This window comes from Mycobacterium sp. AT1, from assembly GCF_002043095.1.
Classification (GTDB): domain Bacteria; phylum Actinomycetota; class Actinomycetes; order Mycobacteriales; family Mycobacteriaceae; genus Mycobacterium.
Map to the genome: position 1 here is coordinate 43,123 of NZ_MVOC01000037.1, position 15,403 is coordinate 58,525.

The window sequence follows — 15,403 nt, forward strand, 5'->3', positions numbered from 1 at the left end:
TCTTCCAGCTCTACCCACTGTCATCACCGCCCGGAGTGAGGTCGCTCAGTTGTCGCTGTTCTTTTCGATCCTGGGCTTCGTGCTGTTCGCGTTCTGGCTATTGCTCATCGCGCGAGTGGTCGTCGAGTTCGTGCGCTCGTTCGCCAGGGACTGGCGACCGCGAGGCTTCATGGTCGTGGTCCTGGAGGTCATCATGACGGTGACCGACCCCCCGGTGAAGTTGCTTCGCCGCATCATTCCGCAGCTCACGATAGGTGCGATCCGCTTCGATCTGTCGATCATGGTGCTTCTGCTCGCCGCGTTCATCGGCATGGAGTTGGCCTGGAGCCAGTAGCGGGAGCCCGCGCGCGGGCCACCGCCGGCGGGTCCGTGGAGTTTGAAATTCGCTCTTAATCTGGACCTCAACCGCAACCGCCGGGTCTACTGTGACAGGATGGACGCCAGTTACTTCCAGCATGGCTTCCATATGACACCGGTTGACGGTCCAGACCTCAAGGGGGCAGACGATGCCGCTTACACCAGCCGACGTCCATAACGTCGCGTTCAGCAAGCCGCCGATCGGCAAGCGCGGTTACAACGAGGACGAGGTCGACGCCTTCCTCGATCTCGTCGAGAACGAGTTGACGCGCCTCATCGAGGAGAACGCCGACCTCCGTCAGCGCGTCTCCGAACTCGACCAGGACCTCTCGAGCGCACGCTCGGGTGGCGGCGTTCAGGCCACGCAGTCGATTCCGCAGTACCAGCAGCCCGAGCCGGAGCCCGAGCCCGTCGCGCCGCCGCAGCCCGCCTACGAGGCGCCACAGCCGGTCGCCGTCGCACCGGTCAGCGAGGACTCGCACATCAAGGCCGCGAAGATCCTCGGCTTGGCGCAGGACACCGCCGACCGTCTGACGGGCACCGCGAAGGCGGAGTCCGACAAGATGCTCGCCGACGCGCGGGCCCAGGCCGACGCCATGGTCAACGAGGCCCGCACCACCGCGGAGACCACGGTGTCCGAGGCCAAGGCACGCGCCGACGCCCTGCTGTCGGATGCGCAGACGCGCTCCGAGACGCAGCTTCGGCAGGCGCAGGAGAAGGCCGACGCCCTGCAGGCCGACGCCGAGCGCAAGCACTCCGAGATCATGGGCACGATCAACCAGCAGCGCACCGTCCTCGAGGGTCGGCTGGAGCAGCTGCGCACCTTCGAGCGCGAGTACCGCACGCGGCTCAAGACCTACCTGGAGTCTCAGCTCGAAGAGCTCGGCCAACGTGGTTCGGCTGCACCGGTTGACTCGACCGCGAACAACGACGGCGGCGGGTTCAACCAGTTCAACCGGGGCAACAACTGATCGGTGGCTGATTCATGCTGATCGTTGCGCTAGTCCTTGCCGTCATAGGCCTCGCCGCGCTGGTGACCGCCGTGGTCACCAGCAACGAGCTGATCGCCTGGGTGTGCATCGGCGCCAGTGTGATCGGCGTGTTGCTGCTCATCGTCGATGCGCTGCGGGAACGCTCGCGGGGTGACGAGGTCGACGGGTCCGACGAGGTCGACGACGGTGACGACGCGACCACCGTGATGCCGGCAGTGACGGAACCCGAGGCCGCCGAGGACTACCCCGACGAGCCTCTCGACGTTCCCGCCGAGCACGAGCCGAGCACCGTCGGCGTCGAGGCGCACGACGGTGTCACCTCGGATGCCGACCCGGCCGATACTCCAGAAGCCAAGCGCGACTAGCGGTTTAGTGCTTCTCGCACCTCGTCGTCACTGACCTGGTGAAAGTCGGCGAACACCTGGCCGACGGCCTCGAAGCGTCTGGGCGCCGCCGCGATCACGACGTGGTCGGCCTCACCGCGTAGCAGTTCGGGCACCGACGGCGGACCGACCGGCACGGCCACGATTACCCGCGTCGGCCCCGCAGCCCGCACCGCGCGGATGGCGGCGAGCATCGTCGCCCCGGTGGCGATGCCGTCGTCGACGAGCACCACCGACCTGCCCGCCAGCCGCGGTGGTGGTCCCGTTCCGCGGTAGACGGTCTCGCGCCGCGACAACTCTTCGGTCTCGGCGGCGATGACGTCCTGCAGTTGGGCGTCGCTGATCTGCAGGCTCTGCATCACGTGGTCGTTGACCACGACGCCGCCACCGCTGGCGATCGCGCCCATCGCCAGCTCGGGCCACCGTGGGACGCCGAGCTTTCGGACCACGAAGACGTCGAGCTCGGCGCCCAGCCGACCGGCGATCTCGGCGGCGACGGGTATGCCGCCCCTGGCCAAGCCGAGCACCACCACGTCGGACCCGGCGTGATCGGCCAGCATGTCCGCGAGGACTCTGCCCGCCGCGCGGCGGTCGGAGAACGTGCGGTCAGTCGAAGGCCCGATTCGGGGATCGTAGGCCGGTGAGCCAGCGGCCGGGTGCAATCCGTCATCGCGGCAGCTACGAATGAATGTCGTGGGCATCGAGTACGAGAGCGTCGTCGACCATCCGCTTGACGAGGTGTTCGCCTGGCACACCCGACCTGGCGCGATGCCGCGGCTGGTGCCGCCGTGGCAGCCGATGACGGTGGTCTCCGAGACCGCGTCGGTGGCCGACGGACGTGCGGTGCTCGGTCTGCCGGTCGGCTTGCGGTGGGTCGCGCAGCACGAGGGCGCCGAGTACGACCCGCCGCACCGCTTCGTCGACCAACTGTCCTCCGACGGCCTGCGGTCGTGGCCGCCGCGGATCATCGGGACCTGGCGCCACACCCACGAGTTCAGCGCCGCGGGGCCGGACGCCACCAGGGTCCACGACCGCGTCGACGCCCCCGTTCCGGCGGCCGCCCTCCGGCAGACCTTCGTGTACCGCCACCGCCAACTGGCCGACGACCTCGACGCCCACCGCGACGCAGCCAAAGCCGGTTTTCGGTCCGGCACGATCGCCGTCACCGGAGCGTCCGGTCTCGTCGGCTCGGCGCTGGTCGCGCTGCTCACCAGCGGCGGCCACCGGGTGATCAGACTGGTCAGACACACTCCCACCGGCCCTGACGAGCGTCGGTGGAATCCCGATGCGCCTGCGGCAGATCTGCTGGACGGCGTCGACGCGGTGGTGCACCTCGCCGGTACGTCGATCGCGGGCCGCTTCACCGACTCCCATCGCGCGGCGATCCGGGACAGCCGCATCGAGCCGACACGCAAGCTCGCCGAGGTCGCCGCCCGCCCAGGTGGCCCCAAGACGTTCGTGACCGCGTCGGCGATCGGCTTCTACGGGTACGACCGTGGTGACACGACGCTCGACGAAGACAGTTCACGCGGCGACGGATTCCTCGCCGACGTCGTCGCCGACTGGGAGGCCGCGGCCACACCGGCGTCCGAGGCCGGGCGGCGCGTGGTGGCAGTGCGCACCGGCATCGTGCAAGCCGCCCGCGGCGGCACCCTCAAGCTGATGCGCCCACTGTTCGCCGCCGGCTTGGGTGGCCGGCTGGGCAGCGGCCAGCAGTGGCTGTCGTGGATCGGCATCGACGACCTGGTCGACGTGTACTACCGCGCGCTCTACGACGAGCGCCTGACCGGACCCGTCAACGCGGTGGCGCCGAACCCCGTGCGCAACGTCGACTACACCGCGGCGCTGGCCAAGACCATGCATCGACCGGCGCTGCTGCCGGTGCCCGCGTTCGGTCCGCGGCTGCTACTTGGCAGCCAGGGCGCCCGCGAACTGGCCGAGGCCAATCAGCGCGTGCTGCCCGTGAAGCTGCAGAACGCAGGACACCGGTTCCGTCAGCCGTTGGTCGCCGATGCGCTGGCCCACCAGCTGGGGCACGCTCAGGCCTGAGCGACCCCGTCCACGAAGGCCCTGACCAGCGCGTGCACCCGCTTGGTGGCGCTCTCCAGCTCGGCCCGGGTGGCGGTGCGCAACCGGTCGGCGTCGAGGCCAAGCGCGGCGAGTTCGTCGATGCCGGTGCCGGCCAGCCACATCTCGAGCAGGCCCTCGTCGACCTCGGGATGGAACTGCAGGCCCATCGTGGCGCCGACGACGAACGCCTGGGAGGCGTTGGCGTTCCTGGCGATCTCCACCGCCCCGGGAGGGACGGTGAACCGGTCGAAGTGCCACTCGAACCACGGCCCGCCGGGCACCAGTTCGGTCCGCGAGGCATCGACGTCGAACCAGCCGACCTCGGGTGCGGGGGAGCGGGTGACCGAGCCGCCCAGCGCGTGGGCGATGAGCTGGCCGCCGAAGCACACCCCCAGCATCGGGATCCCCGCCGCGTGTGCGTCCCGCACCATCGCCGCTTCAGAGTCCATCCACCCGAACCCGTCGTTCACGCCCCATCGGGAGCCGAGGGGGACGACGACGTCGTAGGCCGTGGGGTCCGGCATCGTCGCGTCGAATGCCGGATCGCCGGCTTGGGCGGCGCTGACGACCTCGAATGTCGCGACGTCGTAACCGCATTCGGTGAACGCGTCTCCCAGCATCGCCTCGGGCGCAGTGGGATCGTTGTAGAGGAACAGCACCGTCTTCGCCACCGCTAGAGGATACGGGCGAGCGGTGATACTTCGCAGGTGGCACCGGTGGAGTATGGACCGGGGCCAGCTCGGCGCCCGACCACCCGCATCTCCGCATCCGCTCGGCGAACACGCCAGTAGCAGTCCCGCACACGCCAGGGCGCCGAACAACCGACGGAGAGGCTTCTCAGTCGAGGTGCGAATCGGTGGCCGATTCGATGCGGAACCGATCGGGGGCCATTACGCGGATCGGGCGGTATCGCGGCGTGCTGACGAATCCCGTTGAGAGCAAAGGGATTCGACTAGGACGGCAGGAGGCACAACTGGACCATCGCCAGTGAGCGCGGGCTCCGCAGGCTGACCCCCGTGGTCTCCTCGAACCTGCGGATCCGATTCATGACGGTGTTGCGGTGGCAGTACAGCGCCGACGCCGTGTCGGCGACCGAACCACTGTCGGCGAATACCTGGATCGTCTCGACGATCAACTCGTAGTCGTGAACTTCGTGGAGTGGACCGAGAACGTACCCGCGCAGGTCTTCGATCACCTCCGACAGTTGGGTTATCGACAGCTGAGCCCACGACCGACGCAGGGTCGTCGCCTCGATGTTCAGGTTGACCAGCATTCGGACCGTCGCGGCGGCCCGGTGCACGTCCGACAGCAGTACCGATCGAGGCGCAACGGCGCCTTCGAGGCCGGGAAGCAACTCGGCTACCACCGACTCGTCATTGGGCCAGCGGCCACCGGCGGCCACCAGGATGAGGGTCACACCGCGGTTGACGTATTCCAGCGCCGCGAGATTCCTGCTGGATAGGCGCCGTGTGACGGTGCGTCCAGCCTCCTGGCCGCCGACCCCGATCACCCAGTACGTCGAGGCCTCGTCGAGGCCAAGCACCTGGGCGGCACGCCGAACGCTGGTCGGTGTCGGTTCCCCGGAGAACAACTCGGACAAGCTGTGCTGTTGATCGAGAGTGCTGGTTCGCGCCATCGACAGTCGCTGGTCCAGATACCCGCGCTGGACTCTGATCGCGAAGTCGTCTACGGCCTTCCAGAGCACGTCGACGTGCAGCGTCAGAACTGTCATGTCGTCGTCGTCGGCCAGGCTCAGCAACGCTGACCACGCGACGAGGAAGTCGGTGTGCACCGCTGCGGTGAGATTCTCCAACGCGATGCCCTGAGTAGCGCGCAACGATCCGACCTCCGCGGGAAACTCCTCCAACTCCGCAGGCATCGGCAGTTCAAGGAGAGTCGCAAGAAGATAGCGGAACGCCTGTCGCGCAGCGCCGAGCAGATCGTCTTCCTCGGGAACGCTGTCGTAGAACCGGGCACCCCGGTCGATCTGCGCCAGATACTCGGCGGCGAGGTCGTCGCCCATGTCGTCGAGCTTCTGCAGTAGCCACCGCCAGCGAAGCCGGGTCTCGTCGCGGCGACCGGACAGATTGCGCATCACCAGGCAGGCTACTGCACAACTCCATGGCCTCACGGGCTTGCGATCGGGATCCGGCCTGCGCAACGCCTGGTTGCCAGGCCCAAGGCGGACCAGTGTAATCGGGTGGCTGCGGCCCCAGGGTGTGCTCGTGCACAATCTGTGCGGACCAACACGTTGCATCATGGCTATGGGTCCGATCACCCTGCGAGACATACGATCTGTTGCCATGACCACGACGTACATTCGCGGCGGCACCGTTGTCTCACCCACCGGTAGCCAGCCGCTCGACGTGCTGGTCGACGGTGAGACCATCGCTGCCCTCGTCGCTCCGGAGCTGGCGCCCTTCGGCGATCCCGACCAGACGTTCGACCGAGTGCTCGACGCTTCGGGCACGTACGTCATCCCCGGCGGCGTCGACGCTCACACCCACATGGAGATGCCGTTCGGCGGCACCGTCGCCTCCGATACCTTCGAGAGCGGTACCCGCGCGGCCGCGCACGGCGGTACGACGACGATCATCGACTTCGCGATCCAGCGGCAAGGGGAGCGCGTCCAGGACACCCTGGCTGCCTGGCACGCGAAGGCCCAAGGCAATTGTGCGATCGATTACGGTTTCCATCAGATTCTGGGCGGCGTCGACTCCGACGCACTCAAGGCGATGGATGAGCTCGTCGCAGAGGGCGTGACGAGCTTCAAGCTGTTCATGGCCTACCCGGGGGTGTACTACTCCGACGACGGACAGATCTTGCGGGCCATGCAGCAGTGCGCCGGCAACGGCGCGTTGACCATGATGCACGCGGAGAACGGCATCGCCATCGACCAGTTGGTGGCTCAACACATCGAACGAGGGGAGACCTCGCCCTACTACCACGGTGTGTCACGGCCGTGGGAACTGGAAGAGGAGGCCACCCACCGCGCGATCATGCTGGCGAGGGTGACCGGAGCCCCGCTCTACGTGGTCCACGTTTCGGCCAGGCAGGCGATGGAGCAGATCGCGACGGCTCGTGGCGCCGGGGCCAACGTCTTCGCCGAGACCTGCCCGCAATACCTGTACCTGTCTCTGGAGGAACAGCTCGGGGCAGCCGGCTTCGAAGGCGCCAAGTGGGTGTGTTCGACCCCGTTGCGCTCCCGTGAGGAGCGCCACCAGGACGAACTGTGGCGCTACATCCGCACCGGGGATGTCGCGACGGTGTCCACCGACCACTGCCCGTTCTGTTTCAAGGGGCAGAAGGAGATGGGGCTCGGCGACTTCTCCAAGATCCCCAACGGGATGGCCGGCGTCGAACACCGCGTCGACCTGATGTACCAGGGCGTGGTCAACGGCAAGCTCAGCCTGCAGCGGTGGGTCGACGTGTGCGCAACGACTCCGGCTCGCATGTTCGGGCTCTACCCCCGTAAGGGCATCATCTCTCCTGGAGCCGACGCCGACATCGTGATCTACGACCCCAACGCGCATACATCGATCGGCTTCGACAAGACCCACCACTCGAATCTGGATCATTCGACGTGGGAGGGCTTCGAGATCGACGGCGGTGTACGGACTGTGATGTCGCGAGGCACCGTCATCGTCGACCGTGGCCAATATCTCGGCCGAGCGGGCCACGGCACCTACCTCAAGCGCGGACTCTCGCAATACCTGATCTGAGCCCGATCGACCACATCTGCACAATCCCACGGGTTCGGCTCGAGTCGGCCTGTAATTCATCATGCCTGGAGGTAACCCATGACCGCACCAGCGAACGCGGCCAACTTGCACGTCATCCTCACCAGTGCCCGCGACCGCGAGTTCCTGGACTCCTGGGCCGAACTGGAGGCCATCGGGGCGACGCCGGACGGCGGTGTGGAGCGCCAAGCCGCCTCCGCCGAAGACGGCCAGATGCGGGTGTGGTTCTCACAGTGGTTGCGCGATCGCGGGTTCACCGTCGAAGTCGACCGAATCGGAAATCTGTTCGGGCTGTTGGAGTTCCGCCCTGGCGCACCGTACGTGCTGGTGGGATCTCACCTCGACAGTCAGCCTCGCGGAGGCCGGTTCGACGGTGCGTACGGCGTTTTGGCGGGAGCGGTCGCGGCTGACCGCATCCGCCGCCAGGCCGCTGAATCCAGTGAGACTCCGGCGTACAACATCGCCGTCGTGGACTGGTTCAACGAGGAAGGCTCGCGGTTCAAGCCATCGCTGATGGGCAGCGCAGTGTTCACCGGCGCCTCAGATCTCGAGGACACACTCAGCATCACCGACGACAACGGCGTCACCGTCCGGGATGCCTTGACTGCCATCAACAGCATTGGTGAACACGACGTGTTCGGCACCGCTGAGGACGCCAGGCAGCTCGCGGCCTACGCCGAGATCCACATCGAGCAGGGCCGCGAACTGGAGAAGCACAACGTGGCCATCGGGTTGGTGGACCGGACCTGGGCCGCCAACAAGTACGAATTGAATGTCATTGGTTACCAAGGCCACACGGGTGCCACGGCGATCGATGACCGCCAGGATGCGCTGCTTGGCGCATCGTTGATCGTGGTGGCGCTGCGCGACATCGCCGACGAGTTCGGCGAGGAGCTGCACACCAGCTGTGGGCAGATGACCGTGTTGCCGAACTCGCCGGTGGTAGTCCCACGCGAGGTGCACATGCACCTGGACCTGCGTTCGGACAACGACGATTTGCTCGCGGCTGCCGACGCCGAGCTTCGAAAGCGCATTGTCGAGGCCGAGATCCGCGCCAAGGTCAAGGTCGAGCACCGCAAGGCCCACGTCTGGCCGGGCCACCATTACCAGCCACAAGGAGTGGAGTTGGCGCGCACTGTAGCCGATGACCTCGGCGTGTCCAGCATGCTGGTGCAGACCCGAGCCGGCCACGACTCGACCAACATGAAGGAAATCGTCCCGTCGGTGATGCTGTTCGTTCCCAGCGTGGAGGGAATCTCGCACGCCGAGGCTGAATACACTGCGGACGAAGACCTGTGCACCGGAGTGGATCTTCTCACCGAGTCCCTGGCCCGCATGCTCGACGGAGCGCTGGATTCGGCCGCAGCTGAACGTGTTTGAGCCGGCATATACCGTCGAGAATCCGACGACACTCATCGCTCGATAGGAGACAATATGGACCTCGGACTGCAAGGAAAGCGGGCACTGGTCTCCGGTGCCAGCGACGGCATCGGACTGGCCACCGCGGAACTGCTGGCCGAAGAGGGAGCCGATGTGGTCTTGGTGGCCCGCCGCGCCGACGCCCTGAACGAGGCATGCAGCTCGATCTCGGCCAAGACTGGCGTGAAGGCAGTGTCCGTGGTCGCGGACCTCACCGACAAGACGGTGTTCGACTCGGTAATCGACAGTGCCGTCGACGAACTCGGCGGCTTGGACATCCTGATCAACAACGCTGGAGCCTCATCCTTCGGCGGCTTCGACGACCTCACCGACGAGCAGTGGGTCGCCGACATCAACCTCAAGTTGTTCGGCTTCATCCGCATGACGCGGGCGGCATTGCCGCACCTGCTCGAGAACGGCAATGGGCGCATCGTCAACGTCGCGGGCAACTCCGGTAAGCAGGCGTTGGAATATCACATGCCCGGTGCCGCCGCCAACGCCGCGATCCTGAACTTCAGCAAGTCGCTGTCGCTGCAGGTTGGTGCCCGAGGCGTCATGATCAACACGGTGTGCCCGGGCCCGGTCCGGACCGCGCGGCTGGTCAAGCAGTTCGCCGCCAACGCCAAGGACTGGGATTGCACACCCGAAGAAGCCGAACGGCGTTACTTGGAGAACCTGCCGCTGTCCTTCATCCCCGGTGCGCGCGACATCGCCTACTCGGTGGTGTTCCTGGCCTCGCCGCGGGCGGCCTACCTCAACGGGACCACCATCACCAATGATGGCGGAATCACCCGTGCCGTCTGACCGTTCGGCTGCGACGGAACTGCGGGTGGCACGCATCGGGATGATCGTGCCTTCGTCCAACACCTGCGTGGAGCCCACGACGTACCGGATGCTTGGGGAGCGGGCCGACGTGAGCGTCCACTTCACCCGAATCCCGGTCACCCGGGTGGGTCTCGACGGCACCTCCGACGCCCAGTTCGCCACGACCGCAATGGAAGCGGCGGCGCTCCTGCTGGCCTCTGCCGACGTCGACGTGATCGCCTGGAACGGTACGGCGGGGTCTTGGCTGGGCTCCGCACATGACCGCGCGATCACCGAAGCCATTACCGCCGCGACGGGCGTCCGGGCTGTCACCAGCACCCAGGCCCTGATGAAGGCGTTCGCAGTGCTGCGTGTGCGCAACGTCGGCATCGTCACCCCCTATCCGGACGACATGAATGCCAAGATCGGTACGTGCTACCGCGACGAGGGCATCACGACGACCGCAGCACACGGTTTCGGTCTCACCGAGACCACCGACATCGCCCGGATCAGGCCCGAGGACTTGGTCGCACCCACCCGGCAGGTAGTGCAGAGCACGCCTGACGCGATCGCGTACGTGTGCACCAATCTTCACGGCGCAGGTGCCGTCGAGGGCGCTGAGGCCGAACTCGGTGTGCCCGTGATCGATTCGGTGGCGATCACGCTTGCGGCGTGCCTCGCAGTGGTGGGAGCCGGCCCCCTGGACCCTCGATGGGCGCCTGACTTGGCGGGGAGCTTCGGGGTGACCAGTGCGGCTCCCAGCCGATCGTGACGAAGCCAACCCATGGTGGCGCACGCTGCAAGGGCGACATCCCTCGTGAGCGCGACCTGAAGATGCAATGCGCGCAACGTATTTCGACACCTTGCCACCGGTCTGCCGGCAGGCGACCTCCTGTCGGGCGTGGCGGGATCTGGTGACCTTCGCAGCCGTACCTGCTGCGGCAACGAGTCATTGGCTGATTCGGATCGAATCTGCCCCGATTGTGCATGCGCACATTATGTGAGCTGGATCGCGTTGCACCGGGGCTATGGGTACAACCGCTTTGCCGCTCTAGCATTTTCGCTATGACCGGCACCTACCAGAGGACTATATGAACCCTTCAGTTCCTGCTGCAGCCACTGACCCCGCGGACGCGAAGTCACGTCGCCGTCGCACGATCGTTGCGAGCATGGTCGGCACCACGATTGAGTGGTATGACTTCAACATCTACGGAGCCGTCGCCGCCCTGGTGTTCGGCAAGATCTTCTTTCCCGACGTCGACCCCGCGGCGGGAACGCTGCTGGCGCTGGCGACATTCGGCGTCGGATTCGCTGCCCGCCCCATCGGCGGAATAATCTTCGGACACATCGGTGACCGCGTGGGACGCAAGGCGGCCCTGATCGCGACCATCATGATGATGGGTCTCGCAACAGTGGCCATTGGGCTGCTGCCCACCTACGACTCCATCGGCATCTGGGCGCCGGTGCTGTTGGTACTGTGTCGGCTCGTGCAAGGCATCGGTCTCGGTGGTGAATGGGGCGGTGCGGTTCTGATGGTTGTGGAACAGGACGAATCCGCGGATAGTCGGGGGCGAGCCGGCAGCTGGATGCAATCCGCGTCGCCAATGGGTTTCCTCTTGGCCACGGCCACTTTGGCGGCGGTGAGTGCGCTGGTCACCGAGGAACAGTTCTTGTCCTGGGGTTGGCGCGTTCCATTCTTGCTAAGTGCGCCACTGGTGTTGGTGGGCCTCCTGATTCGAGTGAAGGTCCTCGAATCCACCGTCTTCGTCCGAAATCAGGAGCAGCTCAAGGAGAAGGAGACCAAGGCCCCGATCCTGCAAGTGCTGCGCCACGCACCGAAGATGATTCTGCTGGTCGTGTTCCTCGGGCTCGGTCAACAGGTCGCTTACTTCGTGATCAACGTGTTCTCGTTGTCCTACGTGACACAGCACACCGATATCTCGAAGGCAACCGTATTGAACGCCGTCGCCGTCGGCGCGGTCGTTCAGCTCTTGTCGATCCTGTACTTCGGACGCCTCAGTGATCGTGTGGGACGCCGTATTCCGTTCTTCATCGGCGGGATCGGAATGGCGGTGTGGGCCTTCGCGGTGTACCCGCTGATGGGCACCGGCAACTTTGCGCTCATGGTGCTCTCGGTGTCGGTCGCAATGGTGTTCCAAGGCGCAATGTATGGCGTTCTCGCGGCCTTCATCGCTGAGCTGTTCGACACGAGCTACCGGTACACCGGCGTCTCGCTCGGTTACATGCTCATCGGCGTCGTCGGCGGCGGTTTCGCGCCGTTGATCGCGTCGTCGCTACTGAACGTCACCGGTTCGGTGACGTCCGTCGCGATCTACATCTCGGCGGCATCCGTTTTGACACTCGTTGCCGCTTACTTTGCACCGGAAACCTCGAAGCGCGACCTCGACAACATCGGCGACAACGGCACTGTCGGCGCGCCAAGGGAAGTTGATCGCGTGGCGCATACCGGGGGATGACCCGCTTAGGGCAAACTCGGTTGGCGTGAGTTTGCCGTGGGCGGTGGGGGGCCGATGTCGAGGAGCTGCTCGAAGAACCCGCCGAAGCCACCTTGCCGGTCGACGAGGTGCACCTCGAGGATCCAATGACACTCCTGGCCCGCCGAGTCGGTGCGGCGCATCGGGTCGGGGTTCGCCGCGGCGATGTAGCTCGCCATCTCGTCGCCGCTGATGCGCACGTGCGGGAACTCGCCGACCAGATGGCCGACGTGCTCGCCCACGTGATCCCAGCCGGCGTCGCGAATCAGTCCGAGCACGTGGGCGTACAACTGCGCCCCCGTGACGTCGGGGTGCGCCTCGAAGTACTCCCGGCCGGCCGCCCAGATCCGCGGAAGGTCGTCGGCGAGCCGATGCTTGGCGGGGTCGTCGCCAAGGACGTAGGTCCGGCCGAAGTCGGCCTCCCAGTCGGCGAAGATGGGACCGAAGTCGAGGAACACGATGTCGTCGGCCCCGATCACGCGCTCGGGAGGGTTCTCGGCGTACGGCTCCATGGTGTTGGCGCCGGCGCGCACGATGCGCTTGTGCCAGAACTTCCTGACCCCGAGGAGCTCGTCGGCGAGCTCGCGGATCTGGTCGCTCAGCTGGCGTTCGCCGACGCCGGGCACGATCAGCCCGCGCGCCACCACCTCGTCGAAGAGAGTGTTGGCCTTGCGTTCGGCGTCGCGAAGGGCGTCGACCCGGGATTGCTCGACTGCTGCGTTCATCGCCCTATTCTGCGCGGCGAGCCCGGTAGCGGCGCTCGGGCCTGCCCGCGCCGTACTGCAGACGCAGCTCGAGGGCGCCTACGCCGAGGAAGTGCTCGAGATACCGGCGCGCGCTGACCCGCGAAATGCCCACCAGCTCAGCGCATTCCGCGGAAGACACCTCACCGGCGGCCCGCGCGGCGTCGAGCACCAACTGTCCCGTCACCTTCCCGAGCCCCTTGGGTAGCGCGTCGTCGGAGGTGGCTCCCGCCGCGCCGCCCTGGCTTCCGAACAAGGAGTCGATGAGGGACTGGTCGGCTCCCGTTTCCGAGGACAGCGCGTCGGCGCGAGCGGCGAAGGCTTCCAGCTTGGCCTGCAGCTGGGGAAACTCGAACGGCTTGATCAGGTAGTCGGCCGCGCCGCCGTCGAGCGCCCCGCTGACGGTGTCGAGTTCGCGGGCCGCGGTGATCATGATGACGCCGACGGCATCACCGGCCGACCGGAGCCGTTTGAGCACGTCCAAACCCGTCATGTCGGGCAGGTACACGTCGAGCAGGATGAGATCGGGGTGCAGGGCGCCGGCCATCTCGAGGGCCTCCGCACCGCTCCGCGCGGCACCCACCGTGGTGAAGCCGTCGACGCGGTCGACGAACTTGCGGTGGATCTCGGCGACCATGAAGTCGTCGTCGACGACGAGCACGTCACGCATGGTCGGCCAGCCGTGCCGGCGGAAGGTTCACCCGGAAGCACGCCCCGCCGGACGGTGCGTCGGTCACGTCGACCGTGCCGCCCAGTTGCGCGCTCACCAGGCGGACGAGCGCCAAGCCGATGCCGCGTCCGCCGGGAACGTCGGGTTTGGAGGTGACGCCCCTGGCGAAGATCTCCTCCCGAAGATGCTCGGGCACACCGGGTCCCGAGTCGGTGACCGTCACGGTCATCCCCTCTGCGTCGTCGAGGTGGACGGTCACCCGCGCCTCGGGTGAACCCTCGGACACGTCGACCGCATTGTCGATGAGGTTACCCAGCAGGGTGATCACGTCGGTCGAGAGCGCGGGGTCCAGGGCCGACAGGTGCGAGTCGCCGTCGATGGTCAGGGCCACGCCGCTTTCGGCGGCCAGGGACGTCTTCGCGATCAACAGTGCCGCGACGGCAGGGTCGGAGACGAGTTGGGTTACCGCGTCGCTGATCTCGGCACGTCGGCGGGTCAGGGCGCCGACGAAGTCGTGGACGGAGTCGTACTCGCCAAGCTGCACCAGCCCCGAGATGGTGTGCAGCTGGTTGGCGAATTCGTGGGTCTGGGCGCGCAGGGTGTCGGTCACGCTCTTGTGCGACGACAGCTGGCCCTGCATGGACGCCAACTCGGTGCTGTCACGCATGGTGGTGACGGTGCCGATCCGCCTGCCCTGGCTGGTCGCAGCGCGCCGGTTCAGCGCCAACACCCGGGTGCGGGTGACGATCACGACATCGGACTGTCCGTCGCCGCCGGACGACAAGAACTCCTTGACCGCTGGGTCGAGGTCGACGTCGTCGATCCGACGTCCCACGGCGCCGGCAGTCACGTCGAGCAATGCCTGCGCGCTGTCGTTGAGCACCGTGATCACGCCGTCGTTGTTCACGGCGACCACACCTTCTCGAATGCTGTGCAACAACGCTTCTCGATGTTCGGCGAGGCTGGCGATCTCGGCGATCTCCAGCCCGCGGGTCTGCCGTTTGATGCGGCGCGACAGCAGCCAGGACGCCATCGTCCCCAGCGCGGCGCCGAGTCCGAGGTACACGAGAAGCCGCTCGCCAGCACCGCTGAGCAGCTGCCACACCGACGGGTAGCGCTCGGACACCGACACGACGGCCAATACGACCCCGTTGATGTCGTTGATGGGGACTTGGCCCGCCAGGCTGTGCACGCCGTCGATGTCGAGATCGCCGAACCAAGCGCGGCCCCGGGGGGCGCCGCTGCCGGTCATGTCGAGCGTCCGCCCGATGCGCGACGGATCCGAGGAGACCCTGACGACTCCCGCTGGGTCGGCGATCTCGGCGACCCCCGCGCCCGACAGGGCGACGGCGCGGTCGACGTCGGGGGCCAGGATCTGCGCGGCGAACGGATCGGCGAATCGTTCGCGGACGATCGGCGTCGACGCGAGGTTCTCCGCGACCGCGATCATCCGTTGTCCGCGGACGTCGCGGAACTCGTCGGTGGACTGGGTGACCGACACGGCGGCGACGGCAGCCAGCACGATGGCGATCACGACCAACTGGAAGACCAGGAACTGACCGGCAAGGCTGCGGGTACTACGCGTGGCTCCGTCGGCGCGGGCAGACGTGGCGCGTCGCCCCAGACGTCTCGCAGGTGATCGCAACGACCACAACTTCCTTTGCGTTCGAAAGAGTGACCTGTGTCACCTAGGGGGTCCAGTATTGCTGAGCATCACACTCAAGCGAATT

At 66.6% G+C, this 15,403-nt stretch carries 15 protein-coding genes; 9 read left to right on the forward strand and 6 right to left on the reverse strand.

Translation table 11 applies throughout. From position 1 onward, the window contains the following. Nucleotides 1-49 precede the first annotated feature (49 nt). The 3 genes from B1790_RS17785 to B1790_RS17795 all read left to right on the forward strand — a co-directional run bounded on the left by B1790_RS17785 (nt 50) and on the right by B1790_RS17795 (nt 1,714). Nucleotides 50-334 carry a YggT family protein gene (locus B1790_RS17785; protein ID WP_056553817.1) on the forward strand — a complete coding sequence of 95 codons (285 nt, stop codon included), beginning with the start codon at nt 50-52 and terminating at the stop codon, nt 332-334. Nucleotides 335-506: 172 nt separating this feature from the next. Then, nucleotides 507-1,328, forward strand: coding sequence for a DivIVA domain-containing protein (locus B1790_RS17790; RefSeq protein ID WP_079924597.1), 822 nt, complete (start codon nt 507-509; stop codon nt 1,326-1,328). Nucleotides 1,329-1,342: 14 nt separating this feature from the next. Beyond that, nucleotides 1,343-1,714, forward strand: a complete 372-nt coding sequence (locus tag B1790_RS17795) for a hypothetical protein (protein WP_079924598.1) — start codon at nt 1,343-1,345, stop codon at nt 1,712-1,714. Here B1790_RS17795 and B1790_RS17800 read toward each other — a convergent pair. Further along, entirely contained in the window at nt 1,711-2,433 is a 723-nt protein-coding gene (locus tag B1790_RS17800; RefSeq protein ID WP_079924599.1) for a phosphoribosyltransferase, read from the reverse strand. The two genes, B1790_RS17795 and B1790_RS17800, sit on opposite strands and share 4 nt — an antisense overlap. Here B1790_RS17800 and B1790_RS17805 point away from each other — a divergent pair. Beyond that, complete coding sequence (locus B1790_RS17805; RefSeq protein WP_079924658.1) at nt 2,426-3,781, forward strand: TIGR01777 family oxidoreductase; 1,356 nt, start codon at nt 2,426-2,428, stop codon at nt 3,779-3,781. The genes B1790_RS17800 and B1790_RS17805 overlap by 8 nt on opposite strands. On the opposite strand, the gene B1790_RS17810 is transcribed toward B1790_RS17805, so the two are convergent. Further along, the gene (locus B1790_RS17810; RefSeq protein ID WP_142271362.1) at nt 3,772-4,473 is read right to left on the reverse strand and encodes a type 1 glutamine amidotransferase; all 702 of its coding nucleotides are present in this window, start codon (nt 4,471-4,473) and stop codon (nt 3,772-3,774) included. The two genes, B1790_RS17805 and B1790_RS17810, sit on opposite strands and share 10 nt — an antisense overlap. A gap of 281 nt (nt 4,474-4,754) precedes the next feature. Then, nucleotides 4,755-5,897, reverse strand: a complete 1,143-nt coding sequence (locus B1790_RS17815) for a helix-turn-helix domain-containing protein (protein WP_233165174.1) — start codon at nt 5,895-5,897, stop codon at nt 4,755-4,757. 208 nt (nt 5,898-6,105) lie between these two features. Between B1790_RS17815 and hydA the strand changes: the two genes are divergently transcribed. The 5 genes from hydA to B1790_RS17840 all read left to right on the forward strand — a co-directional run bounded on the left by hydA (nt 6,106) and on the right by B1790_RS17840 (nt 12,242). After that, the gene (hydA, locus tag B1790_RS17820) at nt 6,106-7,524 is read left to right on the forward strand and encodes a dihydropyrimidinase (RefSeq protein WP_079924600.1); all 1,419 of its coding nucleotides are present in this window, start codon (nt 6,106-6,108) and stop codon (nt 7,522-7,524) included. 78 nt (nt 7,525-7,602) lie between these two features. Beyond that, a complete protein-coding gene (locus tag B1790_RS17825; protein WP_079924601.1) occupies nt 7,603-8,922 on the forward strand; it encodes a M20 family metallo-hydrolase in 1,320 nt (439 codons plus the stop codon). Between the two features lie 54 nt (nt 8,923-8,976). Continuing rightward, nucleotides 8,977-9,765, forward strand: coding sequence for an SDR family NAD(P)-dependent oxidoreductase (locus B1790_RS17830; RefSeq protein WP_079924602.1), 789 nt, complete (start codon nt 8,977-8,979; stop codon nt 9,763-9,765). Next, complete coding sequence (locus tag B1790_RS17835; protein WP_079924603.1) at nt 9,740-10,537, forward strand: aspartate/glutamate racemase family protein; 798 nt, start codon at nt 9,740-9,742, stop codon at nt 10,535-10,537. The genes B1790_RS17830 and B1790_RS17835 overlap by 26 nt, the downstream gene beginning before the upstream one ends. 319 nt (nt 10,538-10,856) lie before the next feature. Beyond that, nucleotides 10,857-12,242: an MFS transporter gene (locus B1790_RS17840; RefSeq protein ID WP_079924604.1), complete on the forward strand. Its 1,386-nt coding sequence runs from the start codon at nt 10,857-10,859 to the stop codon at nt 12,240-12,242. A gap of 5 nt (nt 12,243-12,247) precedes the next feature. Here B1790_RS17840 and B1790_RS17845 read toward each other — a convergent pair whose 3' ends face one another. From B1790_RS17845 to B1790_RS17855, 3 genes are read right to left on the reverse strand one after another with little or no spacing between them, the layout of a single operon-like run. Next, nucleotides 12,248-12,985: a M24 family metallopeptidase gene (locus B1790_RS17845; protein WP_079924605.1), complete on the reverse strand. Its 738-nt coding sequence runs from the start codon at nt 12,983-12,985 to the stop codon at nt 12,248-12,250. A 4-nt stretch (nt 12,986-12,989) separates the two neighbouring features. Beyond that, nucleotides 12,990-13,673 carry a response regulator gene (locus B1790_RS17850; RefSeq protein WP_079924606.1) on the reverse strand — a complete coding sequence of 228 codons (684 nt, stop codon included), beginning with the start codon at nt 13,671-13,673 and terminating at the stop codon, nt 12,990-12,992. Further along, a complete protein-coding gene (locus B1790_RS17855) occupies nt 13,666-15,297 on the reverse strand; it encodes an ATP-binding protein (protein ID WP_079924661.1) in 1,632 nt (543 codons plus the stop codon). Before B1790_RS17855 ends, B1790_RS17850 begins: the two co-directional genes overlap by 8 nt. Between the last annotated feature and the right edge of the window lie 106 nt (nt 15,298-15,403).